The sequence below is a fragment of the Pseudomonas fluorescens genome (assembly GCF_001648775.1).
Lineage (GTDB): Bacteria > Pseudomonadota > Gammaproteobacteria > Pseudomonadales > Pseudomonadaceae > Aquipseudomonas > Aquipseudomonas fluorescens_M.
Genome location: NZ_LVEJ01000016.1, coordinates 80,886 through 95,355, shown reverse-complemented (window position 1 = coordinate 95,355; position 14,470 = coordinate 80,886). Strand labels below are relative to the sequence as shown.

Genomic DNA, 14,470 nt, shown 5'->3' with positions numbered 1-14,470 from the left:
TTTGGTTTCACTGGATGTCTGGAAACGACCTATGGCGAGCGATAGGCCCGCCCGGCGTCCTGATCTTTCTGTTGCTGCCAGGCGCGCTCGCGTTCGTCCCAGTGTTCGTTGCGATACTGCTCGCGATCCTTGTTCTCCAGCATCGCCTGACACTGGCGGAAGCCGTCGGTCCAGCCTTCGGCGTATTGCTTGTCCTTGAGATAACGCGGCACGTTCTTGCGAAACTCACCGCTGATCGAACCGGCGGCCTGGCGACCACTGACGCAACCATCGTCAAAGCCGTCGGCGAAAGCCGGTGGGTATCCCTTGGCGATCAAATCTTCGTGAGTGGTCTGGCAACCGCCCAGCAACAAAACAACACCCAGCCAACCCGCACACCGCCACATTGCACTCTCCCGCGCCGGTCTCGGCTGATAGGGAAAGTCTAGAAGGGGATTCATGACACGGCTGTCGAAGCCCCGTGAAAAATCCATTAACACCACAAAACCAATGTGGGAGCGAGCTTGCTCGCGAAGGCGTCCTGTCAGGCGATTTTAATATCGACAGACCCACCGCTTTCGCGAGCAAGCTCGCTCCCACATTGGTTCTGTGTTGTGTTCGGAGTCAGTAGTGATACCACTTCACTTCAAGCATGACCTCGGTTTCCGGCGTGGCAAGGTGGCTGAACTCACGCTGCGCACTCAGGCGCAAACCCAGGTTGCGTGACAATTCCCACTGCTGGTTCAAACTCAGGCTGCGGCGCACTTCGCCATTGAAAAAATAATCGCCCTTGGCTTCCAGGCTGAGATTGCCCAACGGGTTTTTCCACAACACGCCGGTATTGAAACCGCCTGCAGGGGACACGAACTCGGCGAAGTCATTGTTGTGTTCAACGCGCACGGTGCCGAGGGCAAAACCCAGCACATCGTCGCCCAGCGCCCAGGTGCCGCCACCGCCGCCATTCACATGGCTGACCAGCGTCTCGTCATCATGCTTGCCCGGTACGCGCTCAAGACCACCGGTGACCTGCCACGAAAGTGGCTGCAACAGCTCATTGCGTGGCGTCAGCGAGCGAATCGTCGCCAGATCCAGTTGCTGGAATTGCCAGTGATTGCCTTCGTACTGGCGCAACTTCATCTGCAGGATTTCAATCTGCGCGCCGAGCGGGAAGCTTTCGGCGTTGTCGTTGAGATCGTGATAGGCCATGCGCAAACCGTATTCACCGAACGCGCGATCGCCACGGGTGCCGAGACCGGCCTGCCAGGTGCGCGATTCATGGCCATCCTCAGGCAATCCCGGCTGTGGAATGTCCAGTTCGGGCGCGGGGTTCTTGTTGATCGCCCGCAGCAATTCGAAACTGCGTTGCGCCCTTTGCGGATCGCGTCCCTGGCCGTTGGCGCGGTAGCGTTCGAGGCGATACGCCGCGTCGATGATCAACGCCTGACGGTCGCGGGGCAGGGCTTTGAAGGTCGGGTCTTGCAAAACCTGTTGATCGGCGCTGACGTTCAGCACCCATTGCTGTTCGTCACTGTTCAAAGGCTCGGCACGGCTGAGCAGTTCGCGCTCGCGGGACGGGCGATATTCGATACTTTCCACCAGCCCGGCTTCCTTCACCGCTTTGACGGTGTCGGTGGGGATGGCGGTCAACGGAAATTGGTCGGTCAGGCGCAGACTCGGCCGGGCGACTTGCAGCAGTTCGAGCAAACGGTACGAGCAGTTTTCATCGAAGAAGAAATAGTCGAACTGAATCTGCTTGAGCTCCCACACATGCTCGACCATGCGCGCGGTTTCTTCCTGGGTCAGATTCAGTCGGTATTCCCACAAATCGCGGTTTTCCAGGCTCCGATATTCCGAAAGCTTTTCCTGATACGGCACCAGTGCAAACAACCCTGGGTAGCCGCCCATCAAACCCTTCCAGGCGTAAAGAATGCTGTTGTCCGAGCCTTCGATGTAGGCGCCGAAGTTGATCGCGTAACTCAGCAGCGACGTCTTGTCGGCCTGCACATCGGCCTGATCGATACGCAGCAGGGTGTGGCCGAACATCGATGACGGACTGTTCAAATAAGCCGCCGGGAAGATCATCACCGCGCTGTGCGGCGAGACATCCTTGAACCACTTTTTGTACTCGGCGCATTCTGGCGTCGGCAGATCGCTGAGATTGAGCTGTGCTTTCAGCCAGCGAGTGCGCGCCGGATAAACGCATTGCGCATGTTGCTCGCCAAGACGGGCCGGGGCGTACAGCGCTTGCACGGTGGCCGCCAGTTCATGATCGGGATGTTCGTTGCCATCGGGCGCGAGAAAGAATTTCTTGTCGCTGACATAGCTGCGCCAGCCGCCAAGCTTGGCGGTTTCGTAGTGACCGAGGGAAATCCAGAAGCGGTCGTTGGCCAGTTGCTGCAAACGTTGAGGGTCGATGTGGGGCGCGGCGGACAGCGGGGCGCAGACACAGAGCGCCAGCCAGGCAAGGCGTTTGAGCATAGTCGGCAACTTGAACAGGAAAGAAATAAAGACCCAAGGAGGGCGGGCCGAAAAAACAAAACCCGCTTCCCGAAGGAAGCGGGTGGGGTCGAGCTTAAGCCTGAGTTGCGTACTTGGCCAGACGAGGATCCGATTTCAGTACGGCCAGGGTGTTGGTATGCACGTCTTCAGCGGTCACGTCAGCCTTGCTGAAAATCTGCTGGAAGTGCTCGTGAGTCACAGCAGCGAAGTGCGCGCGATCTTCCGGCGCCACGCCCAGTACCACGGCATAAGTCGTCAGCGCTTCGCCGTTGCCTTTGGCCATGTCTTCGGACAGCTCGTTCATCATGCCATTCATGGCAAACCAGGATTTGCCGCCATAGGTCAGCGAAGCGTTGGTCGAGCAACCGTTGGTGCCGGACGTCATACCGAAGGTCGCGTTACCGGAAGTGCCGTTGGTGGTGGAAGCGAGGAAGTGAGCAGGGGTGCCACGCTGACCTTCGAACAGCATGTTGCCCCAACCGCAATCCGGGCCGCCTGGAGCTTGCGCCATTGCGTTGATGGATACAGCGGTGAAGAGAGTACCGAGAAGAATCCGTTTCATAGCTTTGTTCTCTTTGTGTGCATACCAATGGACAGGGTTCTGGCCCCCCAAGCTCTGTACGAAACAGACCCAAACGAAGCCAGTGGGCCGGTATTAGTTCCAGCCGCGCAGTTTGGAGTTTAGGCACGTTCCCGGGGTTCCGTGATTTTTTACAAAAGATTCGCTCATGACCCCGGTTTCAGGGGGCGCGCCGCTGGGGCGGCCGGTTGTCTATGCTTTGTCACATGGCGCGCCTTGCCAGTGGGGCACGGGCAGCGCCAGAATGCCGCTATCTGCCCCGCCTGATTGTTAAGGAAGCCCGATGCCTGATCCTGTTGCTGCCAGCTTGCGTCTCGCGCCCGAAGCGCTGACCCGTCCGTTTTCCGCTGAACAGTTCAGCTTCACTACCACCAATGATCTGGAGCCCTTTCGCGGTGTGCTCGGCCAGGAACGCGCGGTCGAAGCCTTGCAGTTCGGTGTGGCCATGCCACGCCCCGGTTACAACGTCTTTGTCATGGGCGAACCCGGCACCGGCCGTTTCTCGTTCGTCAAACGCTACCTGAAGGCCGAAGGCAAACGCCTGCAGACCCCGGCGGACTGGGTCTACGTCAACAATTTCGATGAGCCGCGCGAGCCGCGCGCCCTGGAATTGCCTTCGGGCACTGCCGGCGTGTTTATCGGTGACATCAACGGTTTGATCGACAACCTGCTGGCAACGTTTCCAGCGGTGTTTGAGCACCCGTCCTACCAGCAAAAGAAAAGCGCCATCGACCGCGCCTTCAACCAGCGCTATGACAAGGCCCTCGACATCATCGAGCGTCTGGCCCTGGAAAAAGACGTCGCCCTGTACCGCGACAGCAGCAACGTTGCCTTCACGCCGATGCTCGACGGTAAAGCGCTGGACGAAGCCGAATTCGCCCAGTTGCCGGAAGCCGATCGCGAGCGTTTTCACGAAGACATCTCCGGCCTCGAAGAGCGTCTGAACGAAGAGCTCGCCAGCCTGCCGCAATGGAAGCGTGAGTCGAACAATCAACTGCGTGCGCTCAACGAAGAAACCATCACCCTGGCTTTGCAGCCATTGCTGTCGCCGCTGTCGGAGAAGTACGCCGAGAACGCGGCCGTCTGCGGTTACCTGCAAGCGATGCAGGTATATCTGCTGAAAACCGTTGTCGAGCAACTGGTCGATGACAGCAAGACTGACGCCGTTGCGCGCAAGCTGCTGGAAGAGCAATACGCACCGAGCCTGGTGGTCGGTCATCCGCTCAGCGGCGGTGCGCCAGTCGTTTTCGAGCCGCACCCGACTTACGAAAACCTGTTCGGCCGCATCGAATACACCACCGATCAGGGCGCGCTCTACACCACTTACCGCCAGTTGCGTCCGGGAGCCTTGCACCGCGCCAACGGCGGTTTCCTGATTCTTGAAGCGGAAAAAATGCTCAGCGAGCCGTTCGTGTGGGACGCGCTGAAACGCGCCCTGCAATCGCGCAAGCTGAAAATGGAATCGCCGCTGGGCGAGATGGGCCGTTTCGCCACCGTGACCCTCAACCCGCAGCACATTCCGCTGCAGGTCAAAGTCATCATCATCGGTGCGCGTTCGCTGTATTACACCCTGCAAGACCTCGATCCGGACTTCCAGGAGATGTTCCGCGTTCTGGTGGATTTCGACGAAGACATCCCGATGGTCGACGAGAGCCTGGAGCAATTCGCCCAGCTGTTGAAAACCCGTACTTCGGAAGAAGGCATGGCGCCGCTGACCGCCGATGCGGTGGCGCGTCTGGCGACTTACAGCGCACGACTGGCCGAGCATCAGGGGCGTTTGTCGGCGCGTATCGGTGATCTGTTCCAATTGGTCAGCGAAGCGGATTTCATCCGTCATCTGGCCGGCGATGAGATGACTGATGCCGGGCACATCGAGCGTGCGCTGAAAGCCAAGGCCACGCGCACCGGACGTGTGTCGGCGCGGATTCTCGACGACATGCTCGCCGGGATCATCCTGATCGACACCGACGGCGCGGCGGTCGGCAAGTGCAACGGTCTGACCGTGCTCGAAGTCGGCGACTCGGCGTTCGGTGTGCCGGCGCGGATTTCCGCCACGGTGTACCCGGGCGGCAGCGGCATCGTCGACATCGAGCGTGAGGTCAACCTCGGTCAGCCGATCCACTCCAAAGGCGTGATGATCCTCACCGGGTATCTGGGCAGCCGTTACGCCCAGGAATTCCCGCTGGCGATTTCTGCGAGCATCGCGCTGGAGCAATCCTACGGTTACGTCGATGGCGACAGTGCGTCGCTGGGTGAGGCGTGCACGCTGATTTCGGCGCTGTCGAAAACGCCATTGAAGCAGTGCTTCGCGATCACCGGTTCGATCAACCAGTTCGGCGAAGTGCAGGCGGTGGGCGGGGTCAACGAGAAGATCGAAGGTTTCTTCCGCCTCTGTGAAGCGCGCGGGCTGACCGGTGAACAGGGCGCAATCATTCCGCAGGCCAACGTCGCGACATTGATGCTGGATGAGAAAGTGCTGGCGGCGGTGCGTGCCGGGCAGTTCCACGTATACGCGGTGCGTCAGGCCGACGAGGCGTTGAGCCTGCTGGTCGGTGAACCGGCCGGTGAGCCGAATGCCGATGGCGAATTCCCGGAAGGCAGCATCAACGCACGGGTGGTGGAGCGCCTGCGCGACATCGCCGAAATGATCAGCGAAGAGGACCTCAAGGAAGCCGAGAAGGAATTGGCCCAAGAGGCGTTAGCCGAAGCAAAACCGGCCTAACAGTCTTAAAACGAACCCTGTGGGAGCGAGCTTGCTCGCGAAAGCGGTGTATAAGTCAACGAATCAGTTGCCTGACACTCCGTATTCGCGAGCAAGCTCGCTCCCACAGTTGTTTTTCCACATTGGTCTTTGTGGGGATCTTCCGGAAATTCGCCACAACTCTGGCGCCAATATTCACACAATGACCATTCGGCGCCTTCTGGTTCCATTCGGCTTGCGCAGCAGACTTTTCTTCTATTCTCAGCTCAAGGATATCGACAGTATCACTGGATCGAGCCAGTCCTCCCGTGGGGGCTGAATACCGGCTTCACCGAGGGTCGCCGCCATGTCGCGCAACCTCTGTCTCACCCGTCAATGCCTGGGTCTTGTGACTCGTATCGAATGCGCCATCAAACCCTTGGCCGGCGATAACGGCATGTGGACGCTGCTCTTCGCGGCCGGCATGGCCGGCGAACAACCTTCCGCGATTAAAGCCCAGGGCCCGTTTCATGGGCCGGTCGCCGCCGAATCGATACTCGACACCATCGTTGAAAGCCTGACCTTGCATGGCTACGAACTGGCCGATGATCCGCAAATCTGGAGCCTGCACCTGCAAGCCCAGCTACGCCAGATCAACGGCGGACGTGGCCGCAGCCTCAACAGTTAGTGCGCCGTGCCGGCCTGTGGCGCCTTGTCGAGTTTGACCTCAAAGCCGTATTGCACGGTGGCGAGGTCGGTGCGCTGATAGGTTTCCACGTGGGTCGGGCGACCATAGAAGTAATGCACGCCGAACAACGCCGGGCCTTCTGCGCTCGCGTCATGGCTGACTGAAAGAACCTGCTTGAGGTAGTTGCCGCTGTCGTCTTTGACGAAGAAACGCCACTCGTTGGGTGGGAACAGTTTCAGATCCACCACCAGTTGATTGTTCTTGATCTCCAGACCTTTGGGCAACGACTTGGCGTCGTACGCCTGCTTGGCGACTGTTGCGAGAAACAATGGCATTGAGCCGACGGCAATCGCCGGGGTTTCCGGGAACAGATTCAGGTCGTAAGTAATCGTCGCGCGCAGCGGATCGACTTGATACGCCTCGGGCGGCAATTCGATCGGCTCATCAAGCTTGCCGCTGCGCTTTTCGGTAAAAAACGTTACCGGGCTGACGCCCGGATTGAAGTCATCGCCCAGTAATTCATCGTTGAAAGAACGGCGATGGGAAAACTCGATGCGTGCCGCGCTCGGCTCTTCCACCGACTGATGGACGCGAATGCCAGCCTTCAGTTGTTCTTCGGTCAGGCTCGCACCCTTGAGCCAGTTGACCGCCAGATCGTCATAAACCGTCACCGGCAGATCCAGCGGCGCAATGGCTTTTTCCGTGGTGTGTTGATTGAACGTGCGGATCGGCAGATCCAGCTTTTTGCGCGTCACCGTCGCCGAGGAAAAGTCGAGCACGCTGACTTCCAGGGTTTCGATCGGGCCATTGAAATAAACTTTGTTGTAGCGACGCGGGTGTTGTTCCTCGAATGCCTGTTGCTCTTGCGTGAGCTGCTTTTCCAGCGAATCGCTCCAGCTCTTTTGCTGTTGCAGGTCAGTCAGCTGTTTTTCGTAGAACGCCACTTGCTCGGGGCTCTCATTGATCGAGCCGGCGCGTATCAGATACTGCCCGGTTTTATCGCGGGCCTGAACGATCAATGGATTGAGCTGCGCGTCTGCCACTTCCGCGGCCAGCGGCAGGTTGTTGCTGAATTCGACTTCGGCGTAGTTCTTTTCAAGTTTCAGCAGTTTGACGCTGAGGTTGTCATTGGTGCGGGTCTGGCCGACATCCTTTTGCGTCAGGTCGAAGCTGTACAAGCGGCGCGGCGCGATGACTTCGATCTGGCCTTGCAGGCTGACCGGTTGCGGCAGGGACTTCTTGTCGACGTCGAGGCCGTCGATGAACGGGTAGGTCACCGTCAGGTCATCGGGGTTAGTGACGTTGGAGCTGGAAGGGCTGAGCTGAATGCCGGGATCGGTTTCCGACCATTCCGGCTGGTAAGGGATCACGCGCTTGTTGCTCAACGTCACTGACTGCCATTCCACCCCATGGGGGAACAGGAAACCGCCGGGAATGTTCAGGTTGAACGGGAATACCGGTTGCAGATCGGTGAGGTAGTCGGAGCTAGAGTCCTTGTGCAGCACGAACAGGCCGTTGATGAAGGTGTCGACCAACGCCTGCGGAGCCGGGTAGTGCTTGAGCACGGCGAGGGCATCTTCACCGTATTCGGTGCGCGCTGGAATGTCGTCGAGTTTGACCTGCGCACGTTCAAGCAATAGCAGGGAACTGCCGAGCTCGGCTACGGCCTCCTTGAGCTTCGGGTCAGTGATGGCATCCAGTGACTGTTCGAACTTTGCAGTTTTTTCCTCAAGGCTCGCGGCGTGTTTTTCATCGCTGGGTGAGCAGCCGCCCAGCAGCAGCGCGAGGCACATTCCGGCAGTCGTTATCGGCAATCGCACATCCATTTCCACTCGTCCTGTCCACAGTCACGGGCTGTCAATGGTTTGGACACTAGCAGAAAAAAAATGACACACACACGCAGGTGACGGATTTGCGGGCGGTTTCTGGCTGTCACAGGTCGCTGGTATACTCGCCGCCATTTCCAGCCCCTTGTGTGAGATTCAATGGAACGCTTTATCGAAAATGCAATGTACGCCTCGCGCTGGCTGCTGGCGCCGATCTATATCGGGCTGTCCCTCGGGTTGCTGGCGCTGGCACTGAAATTTTTCCAGGAAGTGTTCCACATCCTGCCCAACGTGTTCTCGATGGCCGAATCGGAACTGATCCTGGTGCTGCTGTCGCTGATCGACATGGCGCTGGTCGGCGGGCTATTGGTGATGGTGATGATTTCCGGCTACGAGAACTTCGTCTCTGAACTGAACATCGATGAAGGCAAGGAAAAGCTCAGCTGGCTCGGCACCATGGACTCGTCGTCGCTGAAGATGAAAGTCGCGGCCTCGATCGTGGCGATCTCTTCGATCCACCTGCTGCGCATCTTCATGGACGCCAAGAACGTCGATCCCGAGCACCTGATGTGGTACGTGATCATCCACATGACGTTTGTGGTCTCGGCATTCGCCATGGGTTACCTGGACAAGGTCACCAAGCACTGATCAATCGCTGATCGATGCAAAAACACCGCCCGTCTGTTGCGAAACAGACGGGCGGTGTCGTTTGTGGCTTGTGCTTTGGTGCGCGCGGGCATATCCCTGTAGACGTCCTGACTCGCCACTGCACGAGGTGCGTTCATGAACCTGCAAGAGTTGAATGCGTTTGCCATCGCCAGGAAGGTCGATGAGTTGAACCTGATCTCCATGGAAGGCGGGATTTATCTGCTCGAAGCACGGATGCACGGGGCGGCGTATCCGTTGAGTGATCTCAAGGGCAACATGCTGACCCTGCGTTCGGTGGAGCATGCCCGGGACTTGTTGCATGCCTTTCCGGTGCTGCCCTTCAATCTAGTCCACACCTCGGTCCACGATGAAATGTGTGGCCTGGGCGCCAGTGGCGAGGAAAGCCTGAAAGTGCCGCTCGCCTGGCGTTCAGCCCTGTAGGCGTTGCGCGCCAACGCCTGAGCATCTGTGCTAGTCTGCTCGCCCTTTTGGTTCCGGGCGCGCCGGGACGCGCTGTGCACGCACGGCAAGTCTTGTGGCCGTCCGCACAGCGGAGCAGTGTCATGTCCGAAGTAAATCTGTCCACCGACGAAACCCGCGTCAGCTACGGCATCGGCCGTCAGCTGGGTGACCAGCTGCGCGACAACCCGCCACCGGGCGTTAGCCTGGACGCCATCCTGGCTGGCCTGACCGACGCGTTCGGCGGTCTGCCAAGCCGTGTGGGTCAGGAAGAGCTGTCCGCCAGTTTCAAGGTTATCCGCGAAATCATGCAAGCCGAAGCGGCTGCCAAAGCTGAAGCCGCTGCTGGCGAAGGTCTGGCCTTCCTGGCTGAAAACGCCAAGCGCGACGGCATCACCACTCTGGCTTCCGGCCTGCAATTTGAAGTGCTGACTCAGGGCGAAGGCGCCAAGCCGACCCGTGAAGATCAAGTGCGTACCCACTACCACGGCACGCTGATCGACGGCACTGTGTTCGACAGCTCCTACGAGCGCGGCCAGCCTGCAGAATTCCCGGTTGGCGGCGTGATCGCTGGCTGGACCGAAGCCCTGCAACTGATGAATGCCGGCAGCAAATGGCGTCTGTACGTGCCGAGCGAACTGGCTTACGGCGCTCAAGGCGTTGGCAGCATCCCGCCGCACAGCGTGCTGGTATTCGACGTCGAGCTGCTGGACGTTCTGTAATCCCTGATTGTTGGAGCGGGCTCGGTCATGTGGGAGCGAGCTTGCTCGCGAAAGCGGTATGTCATTCAACGATGATGTTGAATGTTATGGCCTCTTCGCGAGCAAGCTCGATCCCACAGGGCTTGCTCCGACATGTTGCATTTTCATAGTTCTATCTTGTGGTGCAGTTCATGCGAAGGGCGCAAGGCCCGGGCGTAGCAGAACAGGAACAGATTGCGCACCAGCTCCTTGAGCACAAGCGGCTCGCTGGAATTGAGGCTGCTGACGTCCAGATCGCCTTGATCCTGCAGCTCATGCAAGGCTTCTTCCTCAAGAACCGCACAGACTTCACCGGTCTCCCGATGGAGGATTCTGAGGTAAGGGTGTGGGCGATCCAGCCACGCGTCGATCAAATAAGTCATGGTTCTCATCTCCTTGAAGGGTTTCAATGAGAATAATTCTTATTCATCAAATAGCAAGCGTCTATTGGCGGATTCTGAAATTTTCCGGGTAAAGATTGCGTAAGGTCAAAACGGCTGGCGTTTAGCTATTGCGTGGTTTTATCGGGGTGAAGCGGGGGGAGGGTAAAGCTCCATCCCACGGCTGGCGCGGGATGGATCACAGCAGAATCAGACTTTTCTGACGAACTCGGATTTGAGTTTCATCGGGCCGATGCCGTCGATCTTGCAGTCGATGTCGTGATCGCCATCGCACAGGCGGATGTTCTTGACCTTGGTGCCGACCTTGACCACCAGCGAGGTGCCCTTGACCTTCAGATCCTTGATCACGGTGATGGTGTCGCCGTCCTGCAGGACGTTGCCGACCGAGTCTTTCTTCACGGCATCATCGGACGCCACTTCGGCTTCGCCATTGGCGGACCATTCGTGGGCGCACTCCGGGCACACCAGTTGGGTACCGTCTTCGTAGGTGAATTCGGAATTGCATTTCGGGCAGGGTGGCAACGTGCTCACTAAGGCTCCTTGGTAGGGATCGCTAAAAGTCGCACATTGTATAGGGTTTTACGCGAGGGAGGGCATAGCGCAGAAACAACTGTGGGAGCGACGGTGCGACGATTCGACCTGCTCGCGAAGGCGTTTTGTCAGTCAGCATTGATATCGACTGGCAGAATGCTTTCGCGAGCAGGCTCGCTCCCACAGTGGGTTGTATCAGTGCGTACGGGCGACCGCAAATTCGCTCAGCTCAACCAGTGCATCGCGGTATTCGCTGGCTGGCAGCGCCTCAAGGCACTTGATCGCGCGTGCCACGTAATCACGGGCCAGTTGCGCGGTGTACTCCAGCGAGCCGGACGCTTCCACGGCAATGCGGATGCTTTCCAGGTCTTCGATCCCGCCTTTCTGGATCGCCTGACGCACAAGGGCAGCCTGTTCAGCCGTACCTTCGCGCATGGTGTAGATCAGCGGCAGGGTCGGCTTGCCTTCGGCCAGATCGTCACCGACGTTCTTGCCCAGGGTCTCGGCGTCGCCCTTGTAGTCGAGCAGGTCGTCGACCAGTTGGAACGCCACGCCCAGGTGATCGCCGAAGGTCCGCAGGGCTTCGCTCTGCTCAGCGGTAGCGCCGGCCAATGCGGCGGCACTGTGGGTCGAGGCTTCAAAGAGCATCGCGGTCTTGCCGCGGATGACTTCCATGTAGGTTTCTTCAGTGGTGCTGGCGTCGCGCACCTTGGACAACTGCAGCACTTCGCCTTCGGCGATGATGCGCGTGGCCTGGGACAGAATCTTCATCACCGGCATCGAGCCCAGTTCGACCATCATTTCGAACGAGCGCGAGTACAGGAAGTCGCCGACCAGTACGCTCGGGGCGTTGCCCCACATGGCGTTGGCAGTCGAGCGGCCACGGCGCATGCCGGACATGTCGACGACGTCGTCATGCAGCAGGGTCGCGGTGTGCAGGAATTCGATGGTGGCGGCTAGGAGACGCATGTCGTCGCCTTCGCGACCCAGGGCCTTGCCACACAGCAACACTAATAAAGGACGCAGACGCTTGCCGCCAGCCGAGGTGATGTAATCGCCGATTTTCGATACCAGCGGTACTCGGGAAGTCAGCTGCTTCTTGATGATGCCGTCGACGGCGCTAAAATCGTCCGCCACCGCGCGGTAGAAAGCTTGGGGTTGCATCAGCGAGAGTCGCTCCAGAAGGGTTGCGCGGCATGCTAGGACCCCCATCCAGACCTGTCAAGGCGCGATAGACGGCTACTTGCAAGCCTGCCGCGCCTTGCGTACAATCGCGCACCCTGAACTTCCTGGGCAGCACCTGCCTTACGCAATTGCAACGGGCCTTCCAGCCTTATGCAGCCATGCCAGCCAATACCTCTTCTTATAAAGAGCTGGGTGAGCAGGATTATCGGAGAAATACCATGTCTTATGCAGTAATCGTTACTGGCGGCAAGCAGTACAAAGTCGCCCCAGGTGAATACCTGAAGATCGAAAAACTGGAAATCGCTACCGGCGAATCCGTTACCTTTGATCGCGTTCTGTTGGTTGCCAATGGCGACGACGTGAATATCGGCGCTCCAGTTGTTGCTGGCGCTACCGTTGTGGCTGAAGTGATCTCCCAAGGTCGTCACGATAAAGTCCGCATCATCAAGTTCCGTCGCCGTAAGCACCACATGAAGCGTATGGGCCACCGCCAGTGGTACACCGAGATCAAAATCACCGGTATTCAGGCTTAATTTCAGCCTAATTCCTCACTAGGAGAATTGACTCATGGCACACAAAAAAGCTGGTGGTAGTACCCGTAACGGTCGCGACTCAGAAGCCAAACGCCTTGGCGTTAAGATGTATGGCGGCCAGAAAATCATTCCGGGCAACATCATCGTGCGTCAGCGCGGCACCCAATTCCACGCTGGCTACGGCGTTGGTATGGGTAAGGATCACACCCTCTTCGCGAAAATCGAAGGCGTGATCAAGTTTGAAGTAAAAGGCGCGTTCAACCGCCGTTACGTGAGCGTTGTCGCCGCTTAATTGCGCGATCGCTGGAAAAGCCCTGTCTCGCGACGGGGCTTTTTCGTTTGTGGGGTGAGTCTCTTGCAAAGCTGTTTGTATGGGCTGTCGGCGTGCGATGCAGGTCGTGTTTTGGGGTCGCTGCGCTCATTTTTGCAAGAGTCTTATGTCTTGATTGTTTTTCGGCTCGTCCGTACGGCGAGAGGCGTTGGTTATGAAGTTTGTTGATGAAGTATCGATTCGCGTAAAGGCCGGTGACGGTGGCAACGGTGCCATGAGTTTCCGTCGGGAAAAATTCATCGAAAACGGTGGCCCGAACGGTGGTGATGGCGGTGACGGCGGTTCCATCTACATGATGGCTGACGAAAACCTCAACACCCTGGTCGACTACCGTTACACCCGGCACTTCGATGCCGAGCGTGGCTCCAACGGCGGCAGCACCGACTGCACCGGGAAAAAAGGTGAAGACCTGATCCTGCGCGTGCCGGTCGGCACCACGGTGATCGACTCCGCCACTCAGGAAGTGATTGGCGACCTGACCAAGGCTGGCCAGAAACTGATGGTCGTGCAGGGCGGCTGGCACGGTCTGGGCAACACCCGTTTCAAATCCAGTACCAACCGTGCGCCGCGTCAAACCACGCCGGGTAAGCCGGGTGAGCAGCGCGACCTGAAACTGGAAATGAAAGTGCTGGCTGACGTCGGTCTGCTCGGTTTGCCGAACGCCGGTAAAAGTACCTTCATCCGTTCGGTCTCTGCCGCCAAGCCGAAAGTGGCTGACTATCCGTTCACTACGCTGGTGCCGAACCTGGGTGTGGTCAGCGTCGATCGCTGGAAAAGCTTCGTCGTCGCGGACATTCCGGGTCTGATCGAAGGTGCCTCCGATGGCGCCGGCCTGGGCATTCGCTTCCTCAAGCATTTGGCGCGTACGCGTCTGCTGCTGCACCTCGTCGACATGGCGCCGCTGGATGATTCCAGTGCACCAGACGCGGCAGAAGTGATCGTCAACGAACTGATCAAGTTCAGCCCGTCTCTGGCAGAGCGTGATCGTTGGCTGGTACTGAACAAGTGCGACCAGATCCTTGAAGAAGATCACGATGAGCGCGTCAAGGAAATCGTTGAGCGCCTCGAGTGGACTGGTCCGGTCTACGTGATCTCGGCCATCGCCAAGATCGGTACCGAGCGTCTGTGCCACGACATCATGCGTTACATGGAAGACCGTGCTGATCGCCTTGCTGCCGACCCGGCTTACAAGGAAGAGCTGGCCGATCTCGATCAGCGCATCGAAGACGAAGCGCGCGCGCAGCTGCAGGCACTGGATGACAAGCGTGCCCTGCGTCGCAGTGGCGTGAAGTCGGTCCATGACATCGGCGACGATGACTGGGACGAAGAAGATGTGGATGACGAAGACGGTCCGGAAATCATTTACGTGCGTGACTGATTCGTTGCAGTA

Annotated in this window: 15 protein-coding genes; 8 read left to right on the top strand and 7 right to left on the bottom strand. The window is 58.5% G+C overall.

The features are described 5' to 3' along the window. Window positions 1–29: 29 nt before the first annotated feature. From A8O26_RS15100 to A8O26_RS15090, 3 genes are all read right to left on the bottom strand, one after another. Complete coding sequence (locus tag A8O26_RS15100; RefSeq protein ID WP_064118740.1) at window positions 30–386, bottom strand: hypothetical protein; 357 nt, start codon at window positions 384–386, stop codon at window positions 30–32. A gap of 217 nt (window positions 387–603) precedes the next feature. Continuing rightward, window positions 604–2,457 carry an Lnb N-terminal periplasmic domain-containing protein gene (locus A8O26_RS15095; protein ID WP_064118739.1) on the bottom strand — a complete coding sequence of 618 codons (1,854 nt, stop codon included), beginning with the start codon at window positions 2,455–2,457 and terminating at the stop codon, window positions 604–606. Window positions 2,458–2,551: 94 nt separating this feature from the next. Beyond that, a complete protein-coding gene (locus A8O26_RS15090; RefSeq protein ID WP_007909797.1) occupies window positions 2,552–3,040 on the bottom strand; it encodes a DUF3015 domain-containing protein in 489 nt (162 codons plus the stop codon). A gap of 301 nt (window positions 3,041–3,341) precedes the next feature. On the opposite strand from A8O26_RS15090, the gene A8O26_RS15085 reads away from it, so the two are divergent. Continuing rightward, window positions 3,342–5,780 (top strand): Lon protease family protein, encoded by a 2,439-nt coding sequence (locus A8O26_RS15085; RefSeq protein WP_064118738.1) that lies wholly within the window; start codon window positions 3,342–3,344, stop codon window positions 5,778–5,780. 325 nt (window positions 5,781–6,105) lie between these two features. Further along, window positions 6,106–6,426, top strand: a complete 321-nt coding sequence (locus A8O26_RS15080) for a hypothetical protein (RefSeq protein WP_064118737.1) — start codon at window positions 6,106–6,108, stop codon at window positions 6,424–6,426. Here A8O26_RS15080 and A8O26_RS15075 read toward each other — a convergent pair. After that, window positions 6,423–8,252 carry a hypothetical protein gene (locus A8O26_RS15075; RefSeq protein ID WP_064118736.1) on the bottom strand — a complete coding sequence of 610 codons (1,830 nt, stop codon included), beginning with the start codon at window positions 8,250–8,252 and terminating at the stop codon, window positions 6,423–6,425. The genes A8O26_RS15080 and A8O26_RS15075 overlap by 4 nt on opposite strands. Window positions 8,253–8,411: 159 nt before the next feature. Here A8O26_RS15075 and A8O26_RS15070 point away from each other — a divergent pair, with 159 nt between their 5' ends. From A8O26_RS15070 to A8O26_RS15060, 3 genes are all read left to right on the top strand, one after another. Further along, window positions 8,412–8,900 (top strand): TIGR00645 family protein, encoded by a 489-nt coding sequence (locus tag A8O26_RS15070; RefSeq protein WP_007909801.1) that lies wholly within the window; start codon window positions 8,412–8,414, stop codon window positions 8,898–8,900. 135 nt (window positions 8,901–9,035) lie between these two features. Then, window positions 9,036–9,341, top strand: a complete 306-nt coding sequence (locus A8O26_RS15065; protein ID WP_008078563.1) for a DUF6482 family protein — start codon at window positions 9,036–9,038, stop codon at window positions 9,339–9,341. A 122-nt stretch (window positions 9,342–9,463) separates the two neighbouring features. Continuing rightward, complete coding sequence (locus A8O26_RS15060; protein WP_064118735.1) at window positions 9,464–10,081, top strand: FKBP-type peptidyl-prolyl cis-trans isomerase; 618 nt, start codon at window positions 9,464–9,466, stop codon at window positions 10,079–10,081. Window positions 10,082–10,224: 143 nt separating this feature from the next. Here A8O26_RS15060 and A8O26_RS15055 read toward each other — a convergent pair whose 3' ends face one another. From A8O26_RS15055 to A8O26_RS15045, 3 genes are all read right to left on the bottom strand, one after another. Further along, complete coding sequence (locus A8O26_RS15055) at window positions 10,225–10,482, bottom strand: PA4570 family protein (protein WP_064118734.1); 258 nt, start codon at window positions 10,480–10,482, stop codon at window positions 10,225–10,227. Window positions 10,483–10,689: 207 nt separating this feature from the next. Beyond that, entirely contained in the window at window positions 10,690–11,031 is a 342-nt protein-coding gene (locus tag A8O26_RS15050) for a zinc ribbon domain-containing protein YjdM (protein WP_064118733.1), read from the bottom strand. A gap of 195 nt (window positions 11,032–11,226) precedes the next feature. Beyond that, complete coding sequence (locus A8O26_RS15045) at window positions 11,227–12,195, bottom strand: polyprenyl synthetase family protein (RefSeq protein ID WP_034153846.1); 969 nt, start codon at window positions 12,193–12,195, stop codon at window positions 11,227–11,229. A 239-nt stretch (window positions 12,196–12,434) separates the two neighbouring features. Between A8O26_RS15045 and rplU the strand changes: the two genes are divergently transcribed. From rplU to cgtA, 3 genes are all read left to right on the top strand, one after another. Continuing rightward, window positions 12,435–12,749 carry a 50S ribosomal protein L21 gene (gene rplU / locus A8O26_RS15040; protein ID WP_003176051.1) on the top strand — a complete coding sequence of 105 codons (315 nt, stop codon included), beginning with the start codon at window positions 12,435–12,437 and terminating at the stop codon, window positions 12,747–12,749. A gap of 34 nt (window positions 12,750–12,783) precedes the next feature. Next, window positions 12,784–13,041, top strand: a complete 258-nt coding sequence (gene rpmA, locus A8O26_RS15035) for a 50S ribosomal protein L27 (RefSeq protein ID WP_003176049.1) — start codon at window positions 12,784–12,786, stop codon at window positions 13,039–13,041. A gap of 193 nt (window positions 13,042–13,234) precedes the next feature. Beyond that, a complete protein-coding gene (gene cgtA, locus A8O26_RS15030) occupies window positions 13,235–14,458 on the top strand; it encodes an Obg family GTPase CgtA (RefSeq protein WP_064118732.1) in 1,224 nt (407 codons plus the stop codon). Window positions 14,459–14,470: the final 12 nt, after the last annotated feature.